This window comes from Amycolatopsis keratiniphila subsp. keratiniphila (assembly GCF_001620365.2).
GTDB lineage: Bacteria > Actinomycetota > Actinomycetes > Mycobacteriales > Pseudonocardiaceae > Amycolatopsis > Amycolatopsis keratiniphila.
In genome coordinates this window covers 31730-57702 of the sequence record NZ_LQMT02000019.1, presented here as the reverse complement: position 1 = coordinate 57702, position 25973 = coordinate 31730, and the positions used below count along the sequence as shown (strand labels likewise).

The window sequence follows — 25973 nt, the reverse complement described above, 5'->3', positions numbered from 1 at the left end:
AGGCAATGACGTCGCAGAAAACCCCTCAAACGATGAAGCCCGCGACAGCGGCGAAGAAGCTGGGTGTGTACCTGGAGGCGACCCCGGCGGAGTTCCAGGAGGGTGTCGTCTCCCGCGACGAGCTGAACGCACTGCAGACCGAGCCGCCCGAGTGGCTGCGGGACCTGCGCCGCAACGGGCCGCATCCGCGTCCGGTCATCGCGGCGAAGCTGGGCGTCTCCATCAGCGGTCTGGCGCGCGGCGGGATCACCGGCGCCCTCACCACCGAAGAGATCGACGCGATCAAGTCCGAGAACCCCGACTGGCTGCAGCGGGAGCGCGAGACCCAGGCCGAGGTCCGCAAGGAGGAGGCGCGCCTCAAGGCCGCCCGCAGCGAGAGCTAGCCGCGACGACGGGGCTTGCCGAGCCGGCAGGGGTTGCGAAAGCCACTTTCGCAACGGTGAAGGTTGCGAAAGTGGCTTTCGCAACCCCTTCTTTGGCCGGCCCCGCTAGTTCGGCGACCGCGTCGCGAAAGCCTCTTTCGCGACACCCTCCGTGACCCGGCGCGGGCGGAGGCTAGCCGCGACGACGGGGCTTCCCGCGTTTCCCGCCCTGGGAAGCGCGGCGATTCCCAGGCTGCGGTTTCCGGCCGCCGGCCTGGGGACGGTTGCTCTTGACCGGGCTCTTCTTCACCGGCGCTTGCTTTTCCTGGGCCTGCTGCCGTCCGCGCGTGCTGTTGACCGTCCGGCCGCGGACGATCCCGATGAACTGCTCCATCAGATCGGTGGTCTCGTCGTCCGGCCAGGACAGCGCGACACCCGACTCCGGAGTGCCGGAGATCGGCCGGTAGGTCAGGTCACGTCGATGGTGCAGCCGCGCGAGCGACTGCGGGACGATCAGGAGCCCGACCCCGGCGGCGACCAGTTCGATGGCGTCCGCGGTGGTGGCGGGCCGCTCCAGCGCGGGCTTGCCCGGCGGCGTTTCCCAGTCCAGCGTGTCGTCGAGCGGGTGCAGCACGACCTCGTCGGCGATGTCGTCGACGGAGACCTCGTCCGCGGCGGCGACCAGGTGGTCCTTCGGGACGACCACGACCGTCGTCTCGGTGTAGAGCGGGATCGCGTGCAGCCCTTCGCGATCGATCGGGAGCCGCAGCAGGACGGCGTCCACCTCACGCTCCCGGACCAGCGCGACCGCGTCGGCGGCCGTCGTCTGGACGAGCTCGAGCGGGGCGTCGGGCGACCGCTCGTCCCAGATCCGGACCCACTTCGAAGGCGTCACGCCGGGGACGTACGCGAGTTTGAAGGAGGCGGGGGTGTCCGGGCCGGTCATGGGGGCAAGGTTACCGGGCGTGGTCGGCAGGGTCGTGAGTGGCGATTCGTGTTCTAGCCAAGGGTGTCTTGGCTACCTACCGGGCCCGGCCACGGCCGACGTTGCGAAAGCCACTTTCGCAACCTTCAACGTTGCGAAAGTGGCTTTCGCAACCTTCGGGTCAAGGCCGGTGCCCAGCGGGACCGGCGAGTCGCCTAATCACCACTCACGAGCACGTAGCACCGCACTCGCGTGATCGAAGCCGGAACTCGCGTGATCAGAGCCGGAACACACGAGTGCGGCCTCCAATCACGCGAGTCACGCCTTCGATCACGCCGCCCCTGTGTGCCCAGTCCGTGAAGGCCTCCTTGAGGGATCCAGAGTCCCTCAAGGAGGCCTTCACGGACTTTCGACCAGCAGGAACAGAGGACGCGGTTGGCGTTGACCGTCCCTGCCACTCACTCACGAGACCGGCTACGGAGCCCAGGCCCCGGAGACCGCCCACGTGACGTCCTGGTCGTACGAGACCGGGTTGTCGAACGGGTGGCCGCCGCCGCTGGTGGCGACGTAGACCTCCTCGGCGTAATGCCGCATGTTGGTGCCCAGTTCGTTCACCGACGCCAGCCGCACGCCGCCGGCCCCTGGCTGGGCGCAGAACGTCGCGTCCTTCCGGAACAGGTCGGTGTTGTCGTTCCCGCCGAGCCGCACCCGGAAGTCCGCGTGCCGCAGGAAATTGCCGGGATAGTTCCGCGCCTCCAGCGAGTAGCAAGAGGGGTCCGCGAGACCGCGCCGCACGACGAACGTCGCGTCCGCCTTCAGCAACGCCGCGCTCCCCGCGTTCACCACGTCCGTCCGCGCGAGGCCGTCACGGTGCCGCAGGAAGCGGTCCGTGAAGCCGGGCGTGGTCACCTTGAACGACCGCGCCTGGTCGAGCGGCAGATCCGCGCCACTGCGCCAAAGCGGGACCGACGCCGCCCACGTCGTGTCCGCCGCGAAGCCGGACGGCGTGTCCCACGGGTTCGGCCCACCGCTGCGCGCGAGATAGACGGTCGCGGCGTAGTGGCGGATGAAGGCGCCACGCTGGTTGAACGACTCCAGCGCCGTTCCTCCGGCGCCTTCCCTCGCGCAGAAGGTCGCGTCACCGGCGAACGACGCCGAACCGTCGTTCGCGTCCTTGCGGATCCGCGACGACGCGTGCCGCAGGAAGTGCCCGGGGTAGTTCCGCGACTCGAACGACAGGCACGACGCGTCGGCCAGTCCCTGTCGGGCCCAGAACGTCGCGTCCTTCTTGCCGAGGTCCGCACTGCCTTCACCGAGGACGTCCGTGCGGACGAAGTCGTCCTGGTGCCGCAGATAGCGATCCGTGTACCCGGCCGTCGTGACCCGAAGCGACAGGAGTTCGCCTCGGCCGACCTCGGTGCCCTTGGCGATGGCGAGCACCTTCTGGTTGATCTCGCGTACCCGCGCTTCGGTCATCTTCAGCACACGGCGGTCGTAGGTGTAGAAGCCGTTGACCTCGTTCTCCACGTCGTACGGCTCGGTGTAGACCGACGCGGAAAGCCCCCGGCCGTGCACGAACCGCCCGACCTGCTTGGTGATCTCGACGTACCGGTTCGTCAGCGACGTCTCGTCCGGGTACAGCGCGCCGTATGCGAAGCCCTTGCCCGGTTCCCATTCGTGCCCGGTGACGCGCCGCCCGAGGCCGCCGTACTCCCCCAGCACCGCGATCCTTCGCGCGTCGGGTTGCCTCGTGCCGGTGGAGACCTGATACGCGTGGTCGTCGATCACGTCGCCGTTGCCCGGATCCGGATCGGACACGCAGCAGTTCGATCCCGAGTTGTGGTTGATCAGCCGGGTGTCGTCGATCGAGCGGACCAGATCCACGATGCGGCCGGCGTCGTACTCGCCCCAACCTTCGTTGAAGGGCACCCACTGCACGATCGAGGTGATGCCCTTGTGCTGCTCGATCATCCGCCGCAGTTCGGACTCGAAGTTCGCGCGCCCGTTCGGGACCTCGTCGATCGAGTCGAGCGACGGCATGTCCTGCCAGACCATCAGCCCCAGTTTGTCGGCGTGGTAGAACCACCGCGCCGGCTCGACCTTGATGTGCTTGCGGACCATGTTGAAGCCCAAGGCCTTCTGGCGTTCGAGGTCGAACCGCAGCGCCTCGTCGGTCGGCGCGGTGTAGATGCCGTCCGGCCAGTATCCCTGGTCCAGCGTGCCCAGCTGGAAGACGAACTTGCCGTTGAGCAGCGGCCGCATCACGCCGCCGACCATCGCCTTGCCCAGCGAACGCATGCCGAAGTACCCGGTGACGACGTCGCCGCCCGGCAGCCGCACCCGCAGGTCGTAGAGGAACGGATCGTCGGGCGACCACAGCCGCGCGTTCGGCACCGGAATCCGCAGATGGGAACCGACGGCACCGGTGGCGGTGCCGACCACTTGGCCGCCCGAAAGCACTTCGGCGGTCGCCTGCTGCCCGGGAGTGCCCTGGACGACGAGGTCGAGCGCGCCGCCGGGGACATCCGGCGTGGTGTCGAGGCGCGTGATGTGCTCGGTCCGGACCGGTTCCAGCCAGACGGTCTGCCAGATTCCCGACGCCGCCGTGTAGAAGATGCCACTGGGCGACTTGCGCTGCTTCCCCACCGGATACCGGCTGCCGTCGACCGGCGACGCGACGCCGACGACGATCTCGTTCTCCCCAGCCTTCAGTGCCGGGGTGATGTCGAAGGAGAAGGCGTCGAAACCGCCGGTGTGGCTGCCGATCGAGGTCCCGTTGACCCAGACTCTGGTCTCCCAGGTGACGGCGCCGAAGTTGAGCTTCACCCGGCGACCGTCCCAAGTGGACGGAACGGTGAACGTCCGCCGGTAGAACATGTTGTCCTCATGCCGTTTGATCCCCGAAAGCATCGACTCGATCGGGTAGGGCACGAGTACGTTTTCGCTCAACGGCCCGCCGATCGGCGGCGAATTCAGGTTCGGCGCGCCGGTGAAACCCCAGGTCCCGTTGAGGTTGAGCCATTCCGAGCGCACCAGCTGCGGACGCGGATACTCGGGCAGCGCGTTCGACGGTGAGACCTGGTCCGTCCACGGCGTCGGGAGCGGGACAGGAGCGGCTTGGGCTACGGGGACGAGTGTCGTCGCGGCGGCCAGCAGGCCGGCCACGACGCTCAGGGCCCGCGCGGTTCTTCGGTGCATGCGATCTCCCCTATCTCCGGGCGGTCGTGCGGGCCAGCGACCGCTGCAGCACAACGACCACCAGCAGGAACGCACCGCTGACCACCGATTGGTAGTTGCTGTCGAGAGTTCCTATCTGGTTGATGACGTTCTGGATGACCGTTCGGATGCCCACGCCGATGACCGTTCCGAGAATCGTGCCCATCCCGCCGGTCAGCAGGGTGCCGCCGATGACGACGACGGAGATGGCGTCCAGTTCGAGGCCGACCCCGATCACCGTGACACCGGATTGCAGATAGGCCGCGGTCAGCGCGCCCGCGAGCCCGGAGAGCACCCCGCTCATCACGTAGACGGTGACCTTGGTGCGCCCCACCGGCAGCCCCATCAGCTTCGCGGACTGCTCCGAGCCGCCGGTCGCGAACACCGCTTGCCCGAACCGCGTCCGCCGCAGCAGGAGCCCGCCGATCAGGCACAGCGCCGCCGCGATGAACACCGGATAGCCGAACCCGAACAGCGTGCCGCGCCCCAGTTCGACGAACGCCTCGCCCTCCGGGATCTTGTACGTCGTCGCGCCCTCGGTGGTGATCGCGAGCAGCAGCCCGCGGGCGAACAGCAGCGACGCCAGCGTGACGATGAACGGAGCCATCCCGGTCTTCGCGACGAGCAACCCGTTGATCAGGCCGATCAGCCCGCACACCGCCAACGGCAGCAGCAGTGCGACGAGGAATCCCCATTGCGACCCGTAGGCCGCGAGGACCCCGCCGAGCGCGTAGACCGAACCCACCGAGAGGTCGATCCCGCCGGTGATGATCACGAACGTCATCCCGAGCGCGATGATCGCGAGGAACGAGCTCTGCAACGCGATGTCGCGCAGGTTGTCCAGGCTGCCGAACCGCGGGAACAGCAGCCACGCGACGGCGACCATGAGCACCAGCGCGATCGCCGCGCCCTGTTTCTGCAGGACCCCGGTCATGAGCTCGCGCCGGGTCGAGTCCTGGGCGGCCATCGTGGGCGCCGCGGTCATCGGCTGCTCCGTTCCCGTGCGACGTACACCGCGCCGACGATGATCGCGGCCTGGATCATCTGCGCGGTCGAATCCGGCAGGTTGTGCTTGATGAGCGTGGCGCGGACGAGCTGCATGAGCAGGACCCCCATCACCGTGCCGAGGATGCGGACGCGGCCGCCGGTCAGCGGGGTGCCGCCGACCACGACCGCGGTGATCGCAGACAGTTCCATCAGCAACCCGGCGTCCGCGGGGTCACCGGCGCCGAGCCGCGCGGTGGAGAGCACCCCGGCCAGCGCCGCGAGCAACCCGCAGATCGCGTAGACGCCGATGAGGACGCGGTTGACCGGCAGCCCGGCGAGCACGCTTGCCCGCCGGTTGCCGCCGATGGCGACGAGCCGCCTGCCGAACGCCGTCTTCCCGACCAGCGCCGACACCAGCACGGCCAGTACGGCCGCGATGAGCACGCTCACCGGGATCCCGAGTACGTCGCCGTTGCCGAGGGCGAGGAAATCCGGGTCGTGCAACTGGATCAGCTGGCCGTCGGCGAGGACGAGCGCGAGCCCGCGCCCACCGACGAGCAAGGCGAGTGTCGCCACGATCGGCTGGATCCCGACCTTGGCGACGAGGACGCCGTTCAGCGTCCCCGCGGCCAGCCCCGCCGCGAGTGCGACGGCCACCGCCGGCAGGGTCCCGGCGCCGAGGTACAGCGGGACGAGCGCGGCCGAGAGGGCCATCACCGCGCCCACCGACAGGTCGACGCCTTCGGTGCCGATCACCAGCGCCATCCCCAGCGCGACCACCAGCACCGGCGCGGCCTGGATGAGCTGGGTGCGGAAGTTGCCGACGGTCAGGAAGTTCGCCGTGAACGCGATGTTGAACAGCACGAGCGCGACGACGGCGACGTACACGCCGTACTCCTGCAGCCACCGCGCCACCCGGGTCCGGTCCACCGTTTTCGCCGTATCCGTCATGGTGGGCCCCGGTTCCTCCGTTCTCCGCTGGGTGCTAGTCATCCGTGCCGCCCGAAGCGATCGCGGCCAGCACGTGGTCCTGCGTCAGCTGCTCCCCCGCGAGTTCCCCGACCACCGCGCCGTCCTTGAGCACGATCAGCCGGTCGGCCCCGTCGAGAAGCTCCTCCATCTCCGACGAGATCAGCAGGACGGCGAGCCCTTCTTTCGCGAGTTCGTCGATGAGCGCCTGTACCTCGGCCTTCGCGCCGACGTCGATACCCCGGGTCGGCTCGTCGAGTAGCAGCACCTTCGGCTCGGTGCACAGCCAGCGGGCCAGCAGCACCTTCTGCTGATTGCCGCCGGAGAGCTCGGCGACCTTCTGATCCGGGCTCGACACCTTGATCCGCAGGCGTTTCACGAACGTGTCGACGATCCTGTCCTGCCGGGTCCGGCTGACCAGGCCGAAGCGGGACAACTTCGGCAACGCGGCGAGCACGATGTTCTCCCGCACCGAAAGATGGGGAATGATCCCTTCGATCTTGCGGTCCTCGGCGAGCATGCTCACGCCCGCGCGCATCGCGGCCGCCACATTCCCCTGCGGGACCTGCTTTCCGCCGACGAGCACCGTGCCACCCGACAGCGGCAGGTCGCCGACGATCGCCCGCGCGGTCTCCGTGCGGCCCGAGCCGAGCAGCCCCGCGAGGCCGACGATCTCGCCGGGTTTGATCTCCACCGAGACGCCGCCCAGCCGGTTGCCGCTGGTGAGGTTCTCCGCGCGCAGCACCGGTTCCCGGCCGGCCTCGTGGTCGCCCTCGAAGGCTGTCGCGCCGTGGCTGCGGATATCGCCGACGCTGCGGCCGAGCATCATCGAAACCAGCTCCAGCCGCGGCAGATCGGCGAGCGGTCCGGTGTGGACTCGCTTGCCGTCCCGCAGCACCGTGACACGTTCGCAGATCCGGTACAGCTCGTCCATGCGGTGGCTGACGTACACGATCGCGATCCCGCGTTCGTGCAGCCTGCCGATGACCTCGAACAGCGTCTCGACCTCGCGCGGTTCCAGCGAGGACGTCGGCTCGTCCATGATCACGACGTCGGCGTCGACCGACACCGCGCGGGCCAGCGCGACCATCTGCTGCGCGCCGACCCCGAGTGTCCCGAGTGGACGGCGGACGTCGGTGTCGATGCCGTAATCCGCCAGCAGCGCCGCCGCGTCGGAGTTCATCCGCGCCCGGTCGACCAGCCCGAACCGCTTCCTCGGCTCACGGCCGAGGTACACGTTGCTCGCCACGCTCATCAGCGGGATGAGGTTGACCTCCTGGTAGATCGTGGAGATCGCGCCCCGCGCGTGGACCGTGCCGGAATCCGGTTTGTGCACGCCGGTGAGCACCTTGATCAGCGTCGACTTGCCGGCGCCGTTCTCGCCCACCAGCGCGTGCACCTCGCCCGGCCGCAGCGCGAACGACACGTCGTCGAGCGCGCGCACTCCGGCGAACGTCTTCGTCACGCCTTCGACCTCGAGAACCGGTTCCATCGTCAGTACGCGTTCCCGAGCTTCTGCGCGGCGTTCGCCGAGTCGTACTGGTCGTCGGAGATCACGACGGTCGACGGGATCTCCTTGCCCGCGGCGAAGTCCTGCAGCGTGGAGAAGGCGAGAGGGCCGAAACGCGGGTTGGACTCGATCACCGCGTTGTAGCTGCCGTCGGCGATGAGCTGGACGGCGTTGCGAGTGCCGTCGATCGAGACGATCTTGACGTCCTTGCCCGGTGTCTTGCCCGCGGCCTTGAGCGCGGTGACCGCGCCGATGCCCATCTCGTCGTTCTCGGCGTAGACCGCGGTGATCTCGGGGTTGCTCTGGATGAGCTGCTCCATGACCGCCTGGCCCTTGGACCGATCGAACTCGCCGGTCTGCTCGGCGACGACCTGGATGCCCGGCGTCGCGGCGATCTCGTCCTTGAACCCCTTGGTGCGGTCGGTGGTCACGTTGTTGCCGGACGCGCCGAGCAGGATCGCGACCTTTCCGGTGCCGCCGGTGGCCTTCACCATCTCCTGTGCCGCTCGTTTGCCCTGCTCGACGAAGTTCGAGCCGATGAAGGTCAGGTAATCGGTGCACGGCTGCGAGGTCACCTTGCGGTCGATCGTGATGACCGGGACCTTCTTGGCCTTCGCCGCGTCGAGGGCGGGCTGGAGGCCGTCGGAGTTCAGCGGGGCCACGATGAGCAGCTGCGCACCCCGGTCCAGCAACGACTTGATGTCGCTGACCTGCTTGTTGAGATCGCTCTGCGCGTTGGTGACCAGGAGTTTGTCGTCCGGGACACCGAGTTTCTTCGCTTCGTCCTTGATGGACTGTGTCTCGGCGATCCGGAACGGGTTCGCCTCCTTCTCCGACTGGGAGAAGCCGATGACCGCGTTCTTCACGTCCACCTGCGGGTAGCCGGTCTTCTCGCGGGCGCAGCCCGGCCCCGCGGCCTGGTTCGGCGCCGCCGAAGCGGCGGGCCCCGCCCCCGACGGGGCGGATTGCTGGGTCTCACGGCTGGTGCAGGCCGTCAGCGCGAGCGCGAGGCCGGTCGCCAGGAGCAGGGTGCGGCGAATGGGCAGGGACATCGATCGCTCCTCGGGGAAGTCGAGCACACGGATCTGCGGTGACCCATGTCACTCATAGGGACGATGCCAGATTTACATCGTTGGTACAACGTTGTAAATCCGCCGTTCGCGCGGCTAGGCTGTGCCGGATCGGTACCGGAGCACTGCGGAGGGGAGCGAGGGTGGCCACGCTCAAGGACGTCGCCAAGCTTGCGGGCGTCTCGGTCAAGACCGTGTCGAACGTGGTCAACGGCTACGACTTCGTCAAGCCGGAGAACCGCAAACGCGTCGAGGAGGCACTGGCGTCGACCGGGTATCGACCCAATCTCGGTGCCCGCAACCTCCGCCGCGGGCGCACCGGGTTCCTCGGGCTGATGCTGCCCGAGCTGAGCATCCCGTACTTCGGCGAGTTGGCGGGCCTGGTACTGCAGGCGGCGCAGGAGCACGAGTGGAACGTCCTCATCGAACAGACCCTCGGCACCAGGGAACGTGAGCGCAACGCGCTGTCCGCACTGGGCCCGCATCTGATCGACGGGGCGATCATCAGCCCGGAAGCGTTGCACACCAACGATTTCGAGGACCTCGCGCCGGGTGTGCCGCTGGTGATGCTCGGCGAGCACGTCGTCGACGTCCCGATCGACCACGTCGGTATCGACAACGTCCAGGCCGCGCGGATCGCGGTACGGCATCTGATCTCGCTCGGCCGCCGGCGGATCGCCGCGATCGGTGCGCATCCGCACCGGCACACCGCCGCTCAGCGTTTGGAGGGTTACCACTCCGCGCTCGCCGAGGCGGGGCTCGCGCCCATCCCGGAACTGGTCCTGCCCGCCCTGCGGTACCACCGCGCCAACGGCGCCGAGGCGATGGCGCATCTCCTCGCGCTGCCGGAACCGCCCGACGCGGTCTTCTGCTTCAACGACCTTCTCGCCATCGGCGCCCTTCGCGCCGCGGCCGAACGCGGCGTCCAGGTGCCGTCGGACATGGCGATCGTCGGCTTCGACAACAACGAGGAGAGCGCGTACAGCCTCCCGTCCCTGACGACGATCGCGCCGGACAAGGCGGCGATCGCGCGGGCCGCCGTCGACCTCCTGCGCCGCCGGATCGCCGGCGGGAGCGACCTCGAACCGGAAGACGTCCAGACCCCCTTCTCGCTGGAGATCCGGAACAGCACGATCGCCTGATCCCCGCATTTCGTCCTCTGAATGCGGGAGGCGTGGCATGGTGTGTCCGTGAACCGGGCCTTGGCGGTGCTGACCCTCGTCGCGTACGTGACGTTGCCGCTCGGCTCGGCCAAGTACGAGACGCTCGTGCTGCCGACGCTCCTCGCCGGGCTGGTCTACGCGGCGATCGCGATCGTGGGCTTCCCGTGGGTGCAGAAGCACGGACGCGTGTGGGCGATCGCGTACGTCTGCGTCCAGTTGCCTCTGGGCTTCACCCTGTTCTCGCTTTCGGGCGCCGCCGTCGGGGCGGTCCTGCTCCTCGTGGTCCTCGTCTGCCACACCGTGTTGCTGCTGCCGTTGCCGGTGGCCTTCGGGGTCGCGGTCGTGATCCCGCTCATCCACCTGCCGATGGCGCCGATGGACGGGCTCCGTGAGGGGCTCGGAACGCTGGCGGTCATGGTCTTCGCCGCCGTGGTGACCGAACTGGTCGTCCGGGAGAAGCGGGCGCGCGAGGAGCTGGCCGAGGCGCATGAACGGCTTCGCGACCACGCCGCGCAAGCCGAACAGCTCGCGACCATCCAGGAACGCAACCGGCTCGCGCGCGACATCCACGACGGGCTCGGCCACCACCTCACGGTCGTCCAGATGATGTTGCAGGCGGCCCGCGCGGTGATCGACGCCGGGGACACGGAGCGGGCCGACGGGATGCTCGCCAAGGCGCAGGATCAGTCGCGCGAGGCGCTGGCGGAGGTCCGCCGGTCGGTGTCGGCGCTGCGGGAGCCGCGCTCCGAGCCGCTCACGGACGCGTTGCGGGCCCTGGCGGACGAGGCTTCCGCGGCGGGCGTGCCGACCGGGTTCGAGGTCAAGGGCACCGCACGGGACACCCGCGCCGACGTCGAGGAGTCGCTGTTCCGGGCGGCCCAGGAGGGACTGACCAACGTGCGCAAGCACGCGCGGGCCAAGGCCGCGACCGTGGTGCTCGACTACGCCGTCGCCGATCGTGTGCGCCTCGAGGTTCGCGACGACGGTCTCGGGATCGCCGCGGATTGCCCACCCGACAAGGGTTTCGGGCTCGTCGGACTCCGCGAGCGGGTCGCCGGGCTCGGCGGCCGGGTCTCCGTCGACTCCGCCGAAGGGCAAGGCCTGACGCTCACCGTGGAGGTGCCGGGATGACCGTCCGCGTGCTGATCGTCGACGACCAGGCGTTGTTCCGCGAAGCGCTGGCGACCCTCCTGGAAGTCCAGCCCGAGATCGACGTCGTCGGCGAGGCGGCGAACGGCGAGGAGGCCGTGCGGCTCTGCGCCGAACTCCGCCCCGACGTCGCGCTGATGGATCTGCGGATGCCTGTGCTGGACGGGATCGCGGCCACCGCACGGCTTCGCGCCGAGCAGCCCGGCGTGCGCGTCCTGGCGCTGACGACGTTCGACGACGACGAAGACGTCTTCGCCGCGTTGCGCGCGGGCGCCGTCGGCTATCTGCTCAAGGACGTCTCGTCGACGCGGCTGGTCGAAGCGCTGGTGGCGGCCCAACGGGGCGAATCGGTGCTGCAGCCTTCCGTCGCGGCGAAACTCGTCGCGCGCGTGGCCCGGCTGCCCGCCGAGACACCCCGGCCGTCGGTGACCCCGCTTTCGGACCGGGAACTGGAGGTCGTCCGGCTCCTGGCGGACGGCCGCAGCAACCGTGAGATCGCCAAGACGCTGTTCCTCGCCGAGGGCACGGTGAAGAACCTCGTGACGAGTGTCCTGTCCAAGCTCCAGGTGCGCGACCGTACCCAGGCCGCGCTGCGCGCGAAGGAACTCGGCCTGTTCTGAGCGTCGGCCTCGTGAGTGGCGTGTCGGGTTAGGGCGAAGGGTTCCGTGAGTACCTGCCGGACTTTGGCCGCGGCTGATCGCGGGTCCGGTCCGTGAAGGCCCCCTTCCCTCGGCTCAGCCGAGGGAAGGGGGCCTTCACGCGCTTCAGGAACCCAAACCGATCCGAAGACCCGGTCACATGACCTCGCACATGACTTCCGGCACCTGCGTTCGTGCCCCGCCGCGACCGAACATTGCTCCCGTCGCAACGACCGAGGGAGCCGGAAATGAACCACACGACCGAACAGAAGACCCGCAAGCAGGCCGTCCTGCACTTCACCCGCCACGCCGTGGAGATGCTGATCTCGATGGTGGCCGGGATGATCGTCCTCGAACCGGTCTGGTCGTTCCTGTGGCCGGGCCTCGCCGGGAACGTGACCGCGAACGCGCTGGTGATGGCGACGAACATGTCGATCGGCATGGCGCTGTGGATGCGGATCCGGCGCCACGGCTGGGCTTCGATCGCGGAGATGTCGGCCGCGATGTACGTGCCCTATCTGCTGTTCCTGCCGTTCTTCTGGACCGGCCTGATCTCGGGGTCGACCCTGATGACGGCCGGCCACGTGCTGATGGTGCCCGCGATGCTCGCCGCCATGTTCCGCCGCCGCGCCGAGTACGGAGCCTGACCATGCGCTCCATCGTCCGTGTCACGCTGACCGTGCTGGCGTTCACCGTCGCCGCGCTGGCACTCCCGGTCACGCTCGGCGCCGTCACGCTCGACGCCGGCTTCGAGAATCGCTACACATCGAGAACCGATGGCATCGCGCCGCCGCCGGTACGCAAGGCGCACGATCCCGCCAAGCCGACCGCGGTGGTCGTCGTCGGCAACGAAGGCGCCGTCGTCTCCGACACGCTCGCACCGTACGAGGTCCTGGCGGCGTCCGGCGCGTTCAACGTCTACACCGTCGCGCCGCAGGCCCGGCCGGTCACCCTGACCGGCGGGCTCGATCTGAGCCCGGACCTGGACTTCGCCGAACTCGATCGGCTGCTCCCGGCCAAAGCCCCGGAGGTCGTGGTGGTACCCGCGTTGCCGGATCTCGGCGAGCCGACCACGCGACCGGTCACCGAGTGGCTGAAGCGGCAGTCGTCGCGGGGCTCGCTGCTCATGAGCGTCTGCAACGGTTCGGGCGTCCTCGCCTCGGCCGGGCTCCTCGACGGGCGGAAGGCCACCGCGCACTGGATCCGCATCGGCGGCTTCGACGACGAATTCCCCGCCGTGGACTGGATCCGCGGCACTCGCTACGTCGACGACGGGAACATCGTGACCACGGCGGGGATCCTCTCCGGGATCGACGGCGCGCTCCGCGTCACCGAGCGGTTCGCCGGCACCGAAACCGCGCGGAAGGCGGCCGAAACCGTCGGCTGGACCCACTACTCCCCCGGATCGAGCGCACCGATGACGCAAAACGGCTTCGAAGCGGCGGACACCGTCGTCGGGTTCAACACCGCCTTCCGGTGGGACAAGCCGATGCTGGGGGTCCTGCTGACTCCCGGGATCCGGGAACTCGAACTCGCCGCGGTGTTCGACACCTACGGCCAGTCGCTGGCGGTCGAGACGACGGCCGTCGGTCTCGACGGCTCGCCGATCCGGTCCCGGCACGGACTGACCTTCGTCCCACGCGGCACGCCGGCGCCGGAAGACCGGCTCGTCGTCCCCGGCGCGGACGCCGCCGCGAGTCACGCCGCCGACCGGTACTCCGCGCTCTCACCGGTGTACCTGCACACCGGCCCCGGGTTCCCGTTCGACGCCGTACTCGAAGACCTGGCGCGCACCACCGACACCGCGACCACGCGGTGGACGGCCAGGACACTGGAGTACGGGACGGAACATCTCGCGCTCGACGGCGGAGCGTGGCCGTGGAAGGTCACGCTCCGCCCGTTCGCGCTCGCGGTCCTCGGCCTGCTCGTGGCCCTCGGCCTCCGAGCCCGCTACCGCCGTGCCCGCCGTCCTCTTCGGACCGGACTTCCGGCCTCGGGTCAGTCAGCGGTCCGCGGGCCGGGGCCGGTCTCCCGGACGACGCGGTAGCGGGGATTCGCACTCGCCAGCGACTCCACCTCACCGGGCAGGCCGTCGAGCGCCGCCTGGATGGCCGCGAGCCGTCCGGCGGTGTCCGACGTCTCCTCGAAATGCCGGTAGTCCGCCTCGCTCGCCCAGCTGACGACGTTGACGACCCGCGTGCCGTCCACACTCGCGTGGAAGCGAGCCGAGACGTATCCCGGATAGAACCGGACCCAGCGGTCCTGGATGGCGGCGAAGGCCTCCACCAAAGCCGTTTGGGTCTCCGGCCCGTCGACCGCGTACTCGATGATCGAGTAGAAACCCTTGTCCTCGCTCATGTTCACTCCTCGAAACCGATGGTGAACCCGAGCCTTCACCCTCCACCTAGGTGGAGATCAAGTACGGCCCGCCTCATGGGCGACGATCGCCAGCTGGATCCGGTTGGTCAGGCCGAGCCGGGTCAGCGCGCTGGAGATCGTGGCCTTGATGCTGGACCGCGAAAGGTGCAGCCGCTCGGCGATCTCCGCGTTGTTCAGCCCTTCCGCGACCGCGTCCGCGACTTGGCGTTCCCGTTCGGTCAGCAGGTCCATCCTGGTTTTCGCGGCACCGGGGTCCGGCCCTTGCCGCGCCGCCATGGCGATCACCGTCCGGGCGACGTCCGGCGACAGGACCGGCTCCCCCGCCGCCGCGCGCCTCACCGCGTCCACGATCTGCTCCGGCGGGGTGTGCTTGAGCAGGAAACCCGCCGCACCCGCGCGCAGGGCGGCGAGCACGGTCTCGTCGGCGTCGAAGGTCGTCAGCATGACCACGGCGGGTGCCGGGCCGCCGGTGCGCTTGCCGACGGCGGCGGTGGCGGTGATGCCGTCGAGCACCGGCATCCGGACGTCCATCAGCACGACGTCCGGGCTCAGCCGGGACACGGCGTCACTCACCTCGGCGCCGTCGGCCGCTTCGCCGACGACCTCCACGTCGGTCGCCCCGCCCAGCATGAGCCTGAGCCCGCCACGGACCAGAGGATCGTCGTCGACCACGAGCACCTTGATCACGACGGGCACGGTATCCGGGCCCGCAGGCGGAACTCGCCGTCGGTGATCTCCCTGGAGAGTTCCCCGCCGTGCAGGGCGACCCGCTCGGCCAGCCCGGTCAGACCCGCTCCGGCACCGGGGATCTCGCTCGTGGTGACGCCGATCGGGGCGACGTTGACCACCTGCACCACCACTTCGCCTGCCGCGGCGTCGCTCACCAGCACCTCGACGGCCGCGCCGGGAGCGTGTTTGCGCGCGTTCGTCAGTCCTTCTTGGACGATCCGGTAGATCGTCCGCTGCACCTGCGGCCTCAGGTCGCCGAGTCCTCCGGAGAACCCGGCCCGGACCTGCTGTCCGCTGAGCCGGGCTTCGTCGACGAGGGCCGGGAGCCGGGCCACTGTCGGCTGAGGCGCCTCACGACCGTCTTCGCCGTCGGGCCGCTGACGCAGCAGGTCGAGCACCTCCCGCAGTTCCTCCAGAGCCTGATTGGCGTTGGACCGCACGACCGCCACCACGTCACGGACCTCGGCCGCCGAAGGTTCCGGCGCGGCCCCGCGTTCCGCCTGCGCGGTGCGGTACTCCAGGGCACCGGCGTGCACCGCGAGCAGGGAGATCCGGTGTGCGAGCACGTCGTGCATCTCGCGCGCGATGCGCTGGCGTTCGGCGCGGCGGCTCTCCTCCAGTTCGCGCGTGTGCTCTCGCCGCTCGGCGTCCGCGCGCATCCGCAAAGCCAGTACGACCTGGCGGCGGGCGCGCACCCCGATCCCGGTCGTCACCACGAGCGCCGCCCCGAGCACCAGGCTGATCAGCCACGGCAGCGGCCTGCCCGCCGCGCCGGGGAAGTACGAGTGGATGTAGGGGACGCTGATCAGCACCGCCACCGACGTGATCGGCACCGCCGGTTTCCAGCCGCGGTGCAACGCGAGAGAGAACAGCAGCAGGATCATCGCGGCCGCGGCGGTGTTCGCCAGCGCCCCGGCCGTCGCCGCGAGCAGACCGCCTGCCACCGGGAACCGTCGCCGCCACCAGATCGCCAGGCAGACCACCGCGCCCGCGACCGGGTCGGCCACGCGCGCCCAATACGGCAGGTCCAGCACGTTCGGCAGCACGAAGTACTCGAATTCGAGAAACCAGACGAGCGCCGCGATCGAGAACATCGTGACGTCCACGGCCCAGTCCCGGGGCGTGCGCCTGCCGGACGACTCCCCCTGCTCGTCGGCGCGGGCGAGCTCGCCCGGCAGCATCCAGCGGTCCACCGTCACGGCCACCCTCGCAGTGTAGGCAAGGGCGGGCAGGCCGGGTGGCCACGATTTTCCAGGCCATCCGGCCATCGGTTCCGTCCCGGGGACCGCGGTGCCACCCGCGTGGCTCAGGTCATCGTGGCCCCATGCAGACCGAAACCGCGCCCGCCCTGAGGCTGGACGGGCTGACGAAGACGTTCTCCGGGAAGACGGCCGCCGACCGCGTCACCCTCGCCGTGCCGACCGGGTCGCTGACCGGGCTGGTCGGCCCGAACGGCGCGGGCAAGACCACCTCGCTCGCGATGGCGGTCGGGCTCCTCCGCCCGGACGCCGGGACCGCCGTGGTCCACGGCGTCGACGTCTGGGCGGAACCGGTGAAGGCCAAGGCGATCCTCGGTGTCCTGCCCGACGGCCTCGCCCTCCCGGAACGCCTCACCGGTGCCGAACTGCTCACCTACTGGGGGTTGCTCCGGGGTATGGACGCCGCCGTCGTCCGCTCCCGGACGGCCGAACTGCTGCGGCTCCTCGAACTCGACGAAGCCGAGGAACACGGGGTGCTCGTCATCGAGTACTCGACCGGGATGCGCAAGAAGATCGGTCTGGCGACGGCGTTGCTGCACGCGCCCAAGGTGCTCGTGCTCGACGAGCCGTTCGAGGCCGTCGACCCGGTCTCGGCGCGGGTGCTGCGGGGGATGTTGCTGCGGTTCGTCGCCGCCGGTGGCTCCGTCGTCATCTCGTCGCACGTGATGTCGTTGGTCGAGGACCTGTGCGACCGGGTGGCCGTCATCGCGGACGGCCGGGTGGTGACCAGCGGCACGCTCGCCGAAGTACGCGGCGAGTCGACCCTCGAGGACGTCTTCGTCCGGCTCATCGGCGAGCGCGGTATCGGGGAGGAGGATCTGCTGTGGTTGGCGACTTGATCCGGCTGAAGCTCGCGATCCAGCGGCACACCCTCGGCTGGAAACGAGTACTCGGCCTCGTCGCCGGGGTCCTGGCGGCCGCGGTCACCTGGGCGGTCGTGTTCGTCGCGGAGCCCGCCGCCCGCACGGACGTGCTGCTGCTCGTCCTGGCATGCTGGACGGCGGGCTGGATGATCGGCCCCGTCCTCACCTCCGGCGCCGCGATGCTGCGCCCGGAGTACTTCACCCTCCTGCCCCTCCCGCGGCGCGGGCTCGGGGCCGGTCTCCTGGCGGCCGCGTTCGCCGGGGTCGGCGGCGTGGTGACGACAATCGCGGCCTTGGCGCTCGTCCCGTACGCGCTCACCGAAGCGGACGGCACCACGGCGATCGCTTCGGCCGCCACGGCGATCGTCGGAGCGGCCCTCCTGGTCGTGTTCGTGGTGGCGCTTTCCCGGACCGTCTACGCCTTGCTCGGCGCGGCGATGCGCACACACCTCGGTGTCGAACTGGCGGCCGTCCAATACGGCCTGCTGCTGTCTTCGATGACGGCAGGCTGGGCCGTCGTCCGGCCGGTGCTGGAGTCGGTCCCGGTATTCCTGCGTGAGGGCTTCGGCGCGATCCCCGCCCGCACGGTTCTGGAATGGACGCCTTTCGGGCTTCCGCTGCGAGCCGCCGGTGAGATGGGGGCCGGACGGCTGTTCCCCGCGCTCGGCTCGCTGGCCATCCTTGCCGCCGCGACGGCGGTCGTGGTGGCGGCCGCGATCGCGCTGTCGACCCCGCAGGTCGGGAATCGGACGGTGCGGCGCCGCCGTCGGCCACTGGGCAGCCGCGTCCTCACACGGGCCCGGCGCCTCCCCTCGAGCCCTCTCGGCGCCGTCGTCGGCAAGGAACTCCGCACCTGGTGGCGGGATCCGTGGCGAAGCCTGGAGGTGCGTTCGGCGATCTGGTTCGGCGTGTTCATCGCGGTCTACGGTGCGATCGCCGGGGTGCCCGAGATCGCCGGGCTGGCCGGGGTCGCCGTCGCGCTCACCGTGGCGCTCAGCGGCGCGAACCTCTACGGCCAGGACGGCACCGCGCTGTGGCAGCTCGTGGTGGCCGAGAGCCCGACGGCCGTCCGCGCCGACGTCCTGGGCCGCCAGCTCGGTCTAACCGTCCTTTTCGGACTCCCCGCGCTCGTCCTGTCGGCGGCGATGATGGCCGTGACCGGGATCTTCGCCTACGCGGTGCCGATCCTCGCGGTACTGATCGCGCTGCTCGGCGTCGGTTGCGGCACCGCGCTGCTGATGTCGGTGCTCGGCGCGACACCCGGAGTGGATCCGCACCGGCGCGTCAACGCCACGGACGCCGGGGAGAACACCGTCGGGATCTTCGCCGCGTTCCAGATCCAGCTGTGGGCGACCGCGCCGACGTCCGCGATGGCCGCGGTGCTGACCTTCGCCGGAGACTCGCTCCCCACCTGGTTCGGGGCGGCGACGATCGCGGTCGCGCTGCTCAACGCGGTGGCGGGCGCCTGGCTCGGCGGTGTTCTCGCGACCCGCAGGCTCGCGGCACGGCTTCCCGAGACCTTCGCCAAACTGCGGTGAACCGGACAGGTTGCTCCGGCCGGGCCTGGTGAGCGGACACCGGCTCGGCGAGGATCGCCCGATGCGCGACAGCAAGGTGTTCGGCCTCATCGCCCGGGGTGGGCTGGTCTGCTACGCCGTCGTGCATCTGCTCGTGGCGTGGCTCGCGGCGCAGGTCGCGCTCGGCGACCACGCGCGGGCGGACAAGGCGGGAGCACTGCAGATCGTCGTCGCCGAAGGAGGCGCGTGGCTGCTGTGGCTGATCGCGGCCGGTCTCGCCGTGCTGGCGATGTGGCAGCTCGGCGAGGTGATCACCGGGCACCGGCACGTGAAGACGCGGCGGCGGACCGTGCGCAGGTTCGTCAGCGGGATCGAGGTGGTGTTGTACGGCCTGGTCTCCTACAGCGCGGTGAAGATCGCCCTCGCGGGCGCCGACGACGGCCAAAGCTCCCTCGTGGCCGGGATCCTCGCGGAGTCCTACGGGCCCGCACTGGTGACCATCGCCGGAGTCGCCGTCGTCGCGGTGGCGGTGTTCCTCGCCCAACGCGGACTCCGGAAGACCTTCGTGCGGGAGCTCGACTTCGGCGGCGCCGCCGGGACGGCCAGGACACTGACGATCCGGCTCGGGCAGATCGGCTGGATCGCGCTCTCCGCCGCGTACGGGACCATCGGCGTGCTGACGATCATCGCCGCGGTCACCTTCGACCCGGCCAAGGCGAGTGGCCTCGACGCGGCGCTGAAGACGCTCTCCGCTCAGCCCTACGGCGGCCCGATGCTCCTCGCACTCGCGGCAGGCATCGCCGCGTTCGGTGTCTTCGCGCTACTGGACGCGCGTTTCCGCAAGATCTGATCTGCCCGGCGAACCGACCTGTGGCACCGTGAACGACGTCTGGAGGTCGTGATGGCAGGTGTGGTCGAGTCGATCCGTCAGCAGGGCGAGGACGCTCGTCAGGCGCGGATCGTCGAGGTGCTGGTGGAGGCCTTCGAGGACCTCATGCGCGCGGACACCGACGCGTTCCGCCGCAAGTTCCGCAAGATGGCCGCCGCCCCGTTCGCCTTCTACCGGGGCTCGGCGTGCCTGTTCTACGCGGACATGGCGAACGAGGACGACCCGTGGTCGAACGCCGAGACCGGTCGCGTGTGGATCCAGGGCGACCTGCACGCCGAGAACTTCGGCAGCTACATGGATTCGTCCGGGACGCTGGTGTTCGACGTCAACGACTTCGACGAGGCCTACCTCGGCTGCTTCACCTGGGATCTCAAACGGCTGGCCGCCAGTGTCGCGCTGCTGGCGTGGAGCAAGGCGATCTCCGACGACGACATCGAGGCGCTGATCGGCACCTATCTGCGTGCCTACGTCAAACAGGTCCGCGAGTACGCCGAGCGCCCCGGCGACGAACTCGTCCGGCTCCAGCTGGACAGCACCGAGGGCGTCCTGCACAACGTCCTGCTCCGGGCCCGGCTCAAGACCCGGATCGATCTGCTCGACGAGCTGACCACCGTGGAGGACTACGACCGCAGGTTCCGGCACGGGCCGGGCGTCCGGGTCCTCGACCGGGCCGAGCGCGAGATCGCGACCAAGGCCTTCGAGTCCTATCTGGATACCATCCCGGAGAACAAGCGGTTCGGCAGCATCACCTACCGGGTCAAGGACATCGTCGGCCGGACCGGATTCGGCATCGGCTCCGCCGGGTTGCCCGCGTACAACATCCTCGTCGAAGGCCGGACCCAGGCGCTCGAGAACGACGTCGTCCTGTCGATGAAGCAGGGGAACGTCGCGGCACCGAGCCGCATCGTCGCCGAGGAACGCATCCGCGGCTATTTCACCAACGAGGGGCATCGCACCGCCGTCTCCCAGCGCGCCTTGCAAGCGCACGCGGACCCGTGGCTCGGGCACACGGAGATCGACGGGACCGGATTCGTCGTCTCGGAGTTGTCGCCCTACGTCGACGACCTCGACTGGTCGGAGCTGACCGAACCGTCGGAGATGGGGCCGGTCCTCGACTATCTCGGCCGCGCCACCGCGAAGATGCACTGTGTGTCCGATTCGGACTCCGAGCAGACGCTGGTCGATTTCCAGAGCGAAGAGGCCATCGCCGGGGTCATCGGCGACCGCGAGGACGAGTTCGTCCGCACGCTGACCGAGTTCGGGATGGCCTACGCCGAGCAGTCGCGGGACGACCACCGCTTGTTCGTGGACGCGTTCCGCAGTGGGAAGATCCCCGCCGTCCGGCCGGCCGCGGAGGGCTGACCGGACGACGAGGACCGGCTATTCGCGGAGACCGATCGCCTCGATCGGCTTCGACCGCAGCGCCACACGGGTGGCGAGGCCGAGCGAGAGCAGGCCGAGCAGGAGCGCCCCGGCGATGACCCCACCGAAGACGGTGACCGTGCCCGACGGCAGCGGTGTCCCGCGCAGGCCGAGGTTCAGCAGCATCAGGGGGATCCCCGCCACCACGGTGCCCAGCAGGGCCGCGACCCCGACCGTCGCCAGCGCCTCGAACCGCATCATCCGCACCACCTGGCGTTTCGTGGTGCCGATCAGGCGCAGCAGCGCGAACTCCCGCGAGCGCTGCGCCGTGCTCATCACCAGCGTGTTCGCCACCGAGATCACGACGTAGCCGAGGATCACCCCGACCGCGACCAGGTTCACGTAGAACTGGGCGTCCTGCTGCCCGTTCGCGGGCGCGGCCACCGCCGACCCCGGCGTCACGGCCAGGCCGGGATAGCGGGCCCCGAGTCGGTTCAGCGCGGCGGTCACGGCGGCGGGATCCGCGTCGGGTTGCCGCCGCACCAGCACCGAATCGTCCATCCGGTCGCCGGTGTGCGCCCTCGCGAGCTCGGCGGGCAGCACGTACCGGCCGAAAGCCTGGTCGCGGGTGTAGGTGGCGACCAGCCGCAGCTTCGCCGGAGCGCCGTCACCGAAGAAGAACTCGACCTCGTCGCCGATCTTCTTCTCGTACCAGCCGGCTTCCGATTCGCTCATCGCCACGGTGTTCCCGGTCAGGTCGGTGATCTTGCCCGACACGACGCCGAGGTCGACGTTCCCGCGGACCTGCGCGCCGTCCAGTCCCTGCGCCGGGTACCGCTCGACGCGCAGTTTGTCCTGCTCCTGCACCGTGTTCAGCACCTCGGTGCGCACGACCGGCGTCGCGGCGGCGACACCGGGGACGCGCCGTGCCGCCTCGGCGACCTCCGGGGACAGCCCGCCGGCGCCGCTGGCGAGCACGTAGTCCGCCGTGGTCGACTCGACGGTCTCCTCCTGGCGCGCGGCGGCCGCCGAGGTCTGGCTGTAGAACATCGTCAGCGCGAACGAGACCGCCAGCATCACCGGCGTCACCGCGGCCGCCAGCCGTCGCGAGTTGGCCTGGCTGTTCGCGGCGGCCAGGTAGCCGCTGATCCGCGAAGTCCGGTTCAGCACCGGGGCGATCAGCCTCGTCATGAGGGCGACCACCTTCGGGCCGAGCACGCCCAGTCCGATCACGATCACCAGCGCCGAACTGCCCGAAGCCGCCAGTCCCGCCTCACCGCGCACGAAGATCGGGACCATCGACCCGGCGAAACCGGCCGCCACCAGCGCGAAGCCGACGATGAGGCGCACTCGGCCGAGTTCGCGCCGCTCCACCGCGGCCTCGCCGAGGGCCTCCACCGGGCGGATCGACGACGGACGCCGCGAAGCCGACCAAGCGGCCAACCGTGCCGTGCCCAGGCCCAGCACCAGCGCGGCGACGAGCGGGATCGGGCTGATCGCCAGTTCGAAGTCCGGCGGGATCACCCCGATGGCACCGAAGGCGTTCCGCAGGCCGAAGCCCACCGCCACCCCGAGTCCGCTGCCCAGCACCCCGGCGACCGAGGCGACCAGCATCGTCTCGGCGCCGATCAGCTTGCGGATCTGCTGCGGTGTCGCCGCGATCGCCCGCAGCAGGGCGAACTCCCGGCGACGCTGGTTGATGACGAGCGCCAGCGTGCTGGCCACGACGAACACCGCGATGAGGAGCGCGAAACCGCCGAACGAGCCCGCGAGCGCCATCAGCAGCATCCGGGTCTGGCTGACGTCGAGGAATTCGACCGTGCTGCGCTCGACCCCGGTCGCCACCGTCACCTTGTCGCCGACCGCGGCGCTGATCTTCTCGGCGAGGTCGCCCGGCGTGACACCGGGCTCAGCCAGCACGCCGATCGCGTGCGCCTGCCCGGGCGTCCCGGCGAGTTCGACGGCCTTCTCCGGCGAGAAGAACAGCGCGGACTGCCGTGTGAGGCCGTCGCCCGTCTTCGGGGCGGCGATCCCGGAGACCCGGAACTCGACCGGTGCCGAACGGACGGCGATCTTCACCCGCTGCCCGACCGACACGCCGCTCCGTGACGCCAAGTCCGCGTCCAGGACCACCTCGTCGGCACCGGCGGGCGCGCGGCCGTCACGCAGGGAGAACGGCGCCAGCACGGCGGCGTCCCAGTTGTGACCGAGCGACTGGCCGCCTTCCGGCCCGTTCAGCGCCCGGCCGTCGGCGGTCACCACGGTGGCCGGGAAGCTCTGCTCCGCCACCACACCACGGACGCCGGGCAGCGCGGTGATCGCCCCGGTGAGCGTCACCGGCACCGACGCCTGCTCGGCGACCTGCTGGCTGTCGAGTGCTCCGGTACCGGGCGGTGCGACCGTCTGCCCGCCGCCCACGACGACCGCCGCGTCGGCGTACCGCTGGGTGGGGACACCGGCGCGCAGACCGGATTCCATCAGGACGCCGCAACCGGCGACCAGCGCCGTCCCGCACAGGATCGCGACGAACGCGCCGACGAAACCGCTCAACCGGGTCTTCGTCGTCTGCCAGGCCAAATCCCACATGACGTCACCACTCCCCGAGGTGGGTCATGCGCTCGGCGACGCGGTCCGGCGTCGGCGCCGGGAGGTGACCCGCCAGCTTGCCGTCGGCGAGGAACAGCACGCTGTGCGCGGCCGACGCCGCGACCGGGTCGTGGGTGACCATCAGCACGGTCTGCCCCATACCGTCCACAATGGAGCGAAGAAGGTCGAGGACCTGTTTCGCGGTGCGCGTGTCCAGCGCCCCGGTCGGCTCGTCGGCGAGGACGACCTCCGGCCGGGTGACCAGCGCGCGGGCGATCGCGACCCGCTGCTGCTGGCCACCGGACAGTTCGGACGGCCGGTGTTCGAGCCGCTTCGCGATCCCCACGCCCTCGACGATCTCGCGCAGCCACTGCGGGTCCGGCTTCTTCCCGGCCAGCCGCATCGGCAACGTGATGTTCTGCAGCACGTTCAGCGACGGCAGCAGGTTGTAGGCCTGGAACACGAACCCGATGCGCGTCCTCCGCAGCTCTGTGAGCGCTTTCTCACGCATCCTGCTCAGTTCCGTGTCCCCCAGCAGCACCCGGCCCGAGCTCGGCTTGTCCAGCCCGGCCGCGCAGTGCAGGAAGGTGCTCTTGCCCGAGCCCGACGGTCCCATCACCGCGGTGAACGTGCCCCGGCGCACTTCGACGGTCACCCCGTTCAACGCCGTGACCGCGCCGTCGCCGGATCCGTAGACCTTGCTCACGGATTCCAGCGTCAAGGCGCACGCGCCCCCTGAATTCATCGTTTCCCCTTAGCGGTGGTGATCTCTCCCGCCAAACGTACGGTCGGCGAGGGCTCGGATCGATCCCGCGTGAGGGAAGACTCGTGGTAGCGCTGGCACCACCACGAGCCGGTCAGACCGGCCTGCGAGCGGTGTGACCGTTCGCCTTCTCCAGCGCGTGCGCGATCCCGAGCGCGCGAAGATCGGCATGGTGCGGCGTGACCACCTGGACCCCGACCGGCAGCCCACCGGCGGTGAAACCCGCAGGGACGGCCGTGGCCGGGCATTCCGTGGCCGAAATCAGATAGGCCGCCCGCATCCAGTGCAGGTAGTCCTCGACCTCGGTCCCGCCCACGCTCTTCGGGTACTCCAGCTCCGCGTCGAAGGGAAGGACCTGGCTGGCGGGGAGAACGACGGCGTCCACTTCGGAGAAGAACGCGCGGACGCGGTGGAACAGTTCGGTGCGCAGCCGGTTGGCGGTCGCGATGTCCGCGCCGGTGAGCGCGCGTCCTTTCGCGACATTCCAGCGGACGGTCTCCTTGACCTTGTCCGGTTCACCGTCGACGAGATCACCGACGGACTGCGCGTAGTTCAGGGCGCGGAAGGTACGGAAGACCTCTTCCGCCCCGGTCAGATCCGGACAGCCCGAGACGACCTCGGCGCCAAGGCGGCGCAGGACGTTCACCTGGTCTTCCACGACCGCCGCGACCTCGGTGTCGACGGGCACCCGGCCGCCGAGATCGGGCGACACCGCGATGCGCAACCCGTCAAGCCGGGTCGGCAATCCGGCCGCGAACACGCTGCCGGATTCGGCCAGCGACAGCGGGGCGCGATCGTCGGGGCCCGCCTGCACGGACAACAGCAGGGCCGTGTCGGCGACCGTGCGTCCCATCGGGCCTTGGACACCGAGGGTGAACCAGGCGTCCCGCGCCGGCCAGGTCGGGACCCGCCCTGGGCTCGGGCGGTGGCCGACGACGTTGCAGAACGAGGCGGGATTCCGCAGCGATCCGCCCATGTCGCTGCCGTCCGCCAGCGACGCCATCCCGGCCGCGAGCGCGGCGGCGGCGCCCCCGCTCGATCCGCCCGCCGAACGGTCCGGCGCGTAGGGATTGCGGGTCAGGCCGAACACCGGGTTGAAGGTGTGCGAGCCCGCGCCGAACTCGGGGACGTTCGTCTTGCCGAAGACGATCGCGCCCGCGGCGCGCATCCGGGCGACGACGAGTTCGTCGGCGTCGGGAACGTTGTCCGCGAACGCGGGCGAGCCGAAGGTGGTGCGCATCCCGGCCGTCGCGTGGAGATCCTTCACGGCGAGCGGAAGCCCGTGGAGCGGTCCGAGCGACCGACCGGCCGCCCGTGCCTCGTCGGCCGCCGCGGCGGCGGCCCGCGCGCTCTCCTCGTCGATGCTGACGACGGCGTTCAGAACCGGGTTCAGCTCCGCCACGCGGTCGAGAGTGGCGTCGAGCAGTTCCCTCGCCGACAACTCGCCGGTGGCCAGCAACTCGGCCTGGGTGGTGGCGGGCAGATCGTTGACGGCGCTCACGCGCGGACCTCCTCTATGTCGGGAACCGGGTAGGGAAAACCTTCAGCCGGGGAACGGGTTCCTCCACTTGGCGCGGTACTTCGACCTTCCTACCTTGAGACGAACGTTGCCGGGAGGGGTGCAACGTCGACCGCCC

Annotated in this window: 22 protein-coding genes; 10 read left to right on the top strand and 12 right to left on the bottom strand. The window is 70.0% G+C overall.

Features of this window, described 5'->3' with window-relative positions; translation table 11 throughout:
* Window positions 1-5: 5 nt before the first annotated feature.
* Window positions 6-383: a DUF5997 family protein gene (locus AVR91_RS18300; protein ID WP_063272525.1), complete on the top strand. Its 378-nt coding sequence runs from the start codon at window positions 6-8 to the stop codon at window positions 381-383.
* A gap of 172 nt (window positions 384-555) precedes the next feature.
* Here the strand turns inward: AVR91_RS18300 and AVR91_RS18295 are convergent, their stop codons facing one another.
* The 6 genes from AVR91_RS18295 to AVR91_RS18270 all read right to left on the bottom strand — a co-directional run bounded on the left by AVR91_RS18295 (window position 556) and on the right by AVR91_RS18270 (window position 9021).
* On the bottom strand, window positions 556-1308 hold the full coding sequence (locus AVR91_RS18295) for a LysR family substrate-binding domain-containing protein (RefSeq protein WP_063272524.1): 753 nt from the start codon (window positions 1306-1308) through the stop codon (window positions 556-558).
* A 453-nt stretch (window positions 1309-1761) separates the two neighbouring features.
* On the bottom strand, window positions 1762-4485 hold the full coding sequence (locus AVR91_RS18290) for an AbfB domain-containing protein (RefSeq protein WP_063272523.1): 2724 nt from the start codon (window positions 4483-4485) through the stop codon (window positions 1762-1764).
* Between the two features lie 10 nt (window positions 4486-4495).
* Window positions 4496-5488 (bottom strand): ABC transporter permease, encoded by a 993-nt coding sequence (locus AVR91_RS18285; RefSeq protein ID WP_063272522.1) that lies wholly within the window; start codon window positions 5486-5488, stop codon window positions 4496-4498.
* On the bottom strand, window positions 5485-6441 hold the full coding sequence (locus AVR91_RS18280) for an ABC transporter permease (RefSeq protein ID WP_063272521.1): 957 nt from the start codon (window positions 6439-6441) through the stop codon (window positions 5485-5487). Before AVR91_RS18280 ends, AVR91_RS18285 begins: the two co-directional genes overlap by 4 nt.
* A 34-nt stretch (window positions 6442-6475) precedes the next feature.
* Window positions 6476-7951, bottom strand: a complete 1476-nt coding sequence (locus AVR91_RS18275; RefSeq protein WP_063272520.1) for a sugar ABC transporter ATP-binding protein — start codon at window positions 7949-7951, stop codon at window positions 6476-6478.
* Between the two features lie 2 nt (window positions 7952-7953).
* Window positions 7954-9021 carry an ABC transporter substrate-binding protein gene (locus AVR91_RS18270; protein WP_063272550.1) on the bottom strand — a complete coding sequence of 356 codons (1068 nt, stop codon included), beginning with the start codon at window positions 9019-9021 and terminating at the stop codon, window positions 7954-7956.
* A 161-nt stretch (window positions 9022-9182) separates the two neighbouring features.
* Here AVR91_RS18270 and AVR91_RS18265 point away from each other — a divergent pair, with 161 nt between their 5' ends.
* From AVR91_RS18265 to AVR91_RS18245, 5 genes are all read left to right on the top strand, one after another.
* A complete protein-coding gene (locus tag AVR91_RS18265) occupies window positions 9183-10181 on the top strand; it encodes a LacI family DNA-binding transcriptional regulator (protein ID WP_063272519.1) in 999 nt (332 codons plus the stop codon).
* 48 nt (window positions 10182-10229) lie between these two features.
* On the top strand, window positions 10230-11333 hold the full coding sequence (locus AVR91_RS18260) for a sensor histidine kinase (RefSeq protein ID WP_063272549.1): 1104 nt from the start codon (window positions 10230-10232) through the stop codon (window positions 11331-11333).
* The gene (locus AVR91_RS18255; RefSeq protein ID WP_063272518.1) at window positions 11330-11971 is read left to right on the top strand and encodes a response regulator; all 642 of its coding nucleotides are present in this window, start codon (window positions 11330-11332) and stop codon (window positions 11969-11971) included. Before AVR91_RS18260 ends, AVR91_RS18255 begins: the two co-directional genes overlap by 4 nt.
* Before the next feature lie 266 nt (window positions 11972-12237).
* The gene (locus tag AVR91_RS18250; RefSeq protein ID WP_063276548.1) at window positions 12238-12636 is read left to right on the top strand and encodes a hypothetical protein; all 399 of its coding nucleotides are present in this window, start codon (window positions 12238-12240) and stop codon (window positions 12634-12636) included.
* A gap of 2 nt (window positions 12637-12638) precedes the next feature.
* Entirely contained in the window at window positions 12639-14036 is a 1398-nt protein-coding gene (locus tag AVR91_RS18245) for a DJ-1/PfpI family protein (protein ID WP_063276547.1), read from the top strand.
* Here AVR91_RS18245 and AVR91_RS18240 read toward each other — a convergent pair.
* Genes AVR91_RS18240 through AVR91_RS18230 form a run of 3 tightly spaced genes read right to left on the bottom strand, consistent with a single transcriptional unit; the run spans window position 13988 to window position 16302 of the window.
* Complete coding sequence (locus tag AVR91_RS18240; protein ID WP_063276546.1) at window positions 13988-14347, bottom strand: antibiotic biosynthesis monooxygenase family protein; 360 nt, start codon at window positions 14345-14347, stop codon at window positions 13988-13990. The two genes, AVR91_RS18245 and AVR91_RS18240, sit on opposite strands and share 49 nt — an antisense overlap.
* Window positions 14348-14404: 57 nt before the next feature.
* Entirely contained in the window at window positions 14405-15055 is a 651-nt protein-coding gene (locus tag AVR91_RS18235; protein WP_063276552.1) for a response regulator transcription factor, read from the bottom strand.
* Entirely contained in the window at window positions 15052-16302 is a 1251-nt protein-coding gene (locus AVR91_RS18230) for a sensor histidine kinase (RefSeq protein ID WP_158077408.1), read from the bottom strand. Before AVR91_RS18230 ends, AVR91_RS18235 begins: the two co-directional genes overlap by 4 nt.
* A 119-nt stretch (window positions 16303-16421) precedes the next feature.
* Between AVR91_RS18230 and AVR91_RS18225 the strand changes: the two genes are divergently transcribed.
* The 4 genes from AVR91_RS18225 to AVR91_RS18210 all read left to right on the top strand — a co-directional run bounded on the left by AVR91_RS18225 (window position 16422) and on the right by AVR91_RS18210 (window position 20987).
* Complete coding sequence (locus tag AVR91_RS18225; RefSeq protein WP_063276544.1) at window positions 16422-17195, top strand: ABC transporter ATP-binding protein; 774 nt, start codon at window positions 16422-16424, stop codon at window positions 17193-17195.
* A complete protein-coding gene (locus tag AVR91_RS18220) occupies window positions 17180-18757 on the top strand; it encodes a hypothetical protein (RefSeq protein WP_063276543.1) in 1578 nt (525 codons plus the stop codon). Before AVR91_RS18225 ends, AVR91_RS18220 begins: the two co-directional genes overlap by 16 nt.
* 61 nt (window positions 18758-18818) lie before the next feature.
* Window positions 18819-19586 (top strand): DUF1206 domain-containing protein, encoded by a 768-nt coding sequence (locus tag AVR91_RS18215; RefSeq protein WP_228709230.1) that lies wholly within the window; start codon window positions 18819-18821, stop codon window positions 19584-19586.
* Between the two features lie 51 nt (window positions 19587-19637).
* Window positions 19638-20987: a DUF2252 domain-containing protein gene (locus tag AVR91_RS18210; protein WP_063276541.1), complete on the top strand. Its 1350-nt coding sequence runs from the start codon at window positions 19638-19640 to the stop codon at window positions 20985-20987.
* Window positions 20988-21005: 18 nt separating this feature from the next.
* Here the strand turns inward: AVR91_RS18210 and AVR91_RS18205 are convergent, their stop codons facing one another.
* The 3 genes from AVR91_RS18205 to AVR91_RS18195 form a co-directional block, all read right to left on the bottom strand.
* Window positions 21006-23573, bottom strand: a complete 2568-nt coding sequence (locus AVR91_RS18205; RefSeq protein WP_083737626.1) for an ABC transporter permease — start codon at window positions 23571-23573, stop codon at window positions 21006-21008.
* 4 nt (window positions 23574-23577) lie between these two features.
* The gene (locus AVR91_RS18200; RefSeq protein WP_063276540.1) at window positions 23578-24318 is read right to left on the bottom strand and encodes an ABC transporter ATP-binding protein; all 741 of its coding nucleotides are present in this window, start codon (window positions 24316-24318) and stop codon (window positions 23578-23580) included.
* Between the two features lie 112 nt (window positions 24319-24430).
* Window positions 24431-25837, bottom strand: a complete 1407-nt coding sequence (locus AVR91_RS18195; RefSeq protein ID WP_063276539.1) for an amidase — start codon at window positions 25835-25837, stop codon at window positions 24431-24433.
* Window positions 25838-25973: the final 136 nt, after the last annotated feature.

What these genes read in the sequence shown, in the direction of transcription:
- AVR91_RS18300 (WP_063272525.1), top strand. Translation starts at nt 6, where the DNA reads ATGACGTCGCAGAAAACCCCTCAAACGATGAAGCCCGCGACAGCGGCG.
- AVR91_RS18225 (WP_063276544.1), top strand. Translation starts at nt 16,422, where the DNA reads ATGCAGACCGAAACCGCGCCCGCCCTGAGGCTGGACGGGCTGACGAAG.
- AVR91_RS18200 (WP_063276540.1), bottom strand. Translation starts at nt 24,318, where the DNA reads ATGAATTCAGGGGGCGCGTGCGCCTTGACGCTGGAATCCGTGAGCAAG.
- AVR91_RS18215 (WP_228709230.1), top strand. Translation starts at nt 18,819, where the DNA reads ATGCGCGACAGCAAGGTGTTCGGCCTCATCGCCCGGGGTGGGCTGGTC.
- AVR91_RS18295 (WP_063272524.1), bottom strand. Translation starts at nt 1,308, where the DNA reads ATGACCGGCCCGGACACCCCCGCCTCCTTCAAACTCGCGTACGTCCCC.
- AVR91_RS18210 (WP_063276541.1), top strand. Translation starts at nt 19,638, where the DNA reads ATGGCAGGTGTGGTCGAGTCGATCCGTCAGCAGGGCGAGGACGCTCGT.
- AVR91_RS18250 (WP_063276548.1), top strand. Translation starts at nt 12,238, where the DNA reads ATGAACCACACGACCGAACAGAAGACCCGCAAGCAGGCCGTCCTGCAC.
- AVR91_RS18275 (WP_063272520.1), bottom strand. Translation starts at nt 7,951, where the DNA reads ATGGAACCGGTTCTCGAGGTCGAAGGCGTGACGAAGACGTTCGCCGGA.
- AVR91_RS18255 (WP_063272518.1), top strand. Translation starts at nt 11,330, where the DNA reads ATGACCGTCCGCGTGCTGATCGTCGACGACCAGGCGTTGTTCCGCGAA.
- AVR91_RS18245 (WP_063276547.1), top strand. Translation starts at nt 12,639, where the DNA reads ATGCGCTCCATCGTCCGTGTCACGCTGACCGTGCTGGCGTTCACCGTC.
- AVR91_RS18290 (WP_063272523.1), bottom strand. Translation starts at nt 4,485, where the DNA reads ATGCACCGAAGAACCGCGCGGGCCCTGAGCGTCGTGGCCGGCCTGCTG.
- AVR91_RS18270 (WP_063272550.1), bottom strand. Translation starts at nt 9,021, where the DNA reads ATGTCCCTGCCCATTCGCCGCACCCTGCTCCTGGCGACCGGCCTCGCG.
- AVR91_RS18205 (WP_083737626.1), bottom strand. Translation starts at nt 23,573, where the DNA reads ATGTGGGATTTGGCCTGGCAGACGACGAAGACCCGGTTGAGCGGTTTC.
- AVR91_RS18285 (WP_063272522.1), bottom strand. Translation starts at nt 5,488, where the DNA reads ATGACCGCGGCGCCCACGATGGCCGCCCAGGACTCGACCCGGCGCGAG.
- AVR91_RS18240 (WP_063276546.1), bottom strand. Translation starts at nt 14,347, where the DNA reads ATGAGCGAGGACAAGGGTTTCTACTCGATCATCGAGTACGCGGTCGAC.
- AVR91_RS18280 (WP_063272521.1), bottom strand. Translation starts at nt 6,441, where the DNA reads ATGACGGATACGGCGAAAACGGTGGACCGGACCCGGGTGGCGCGGTGG.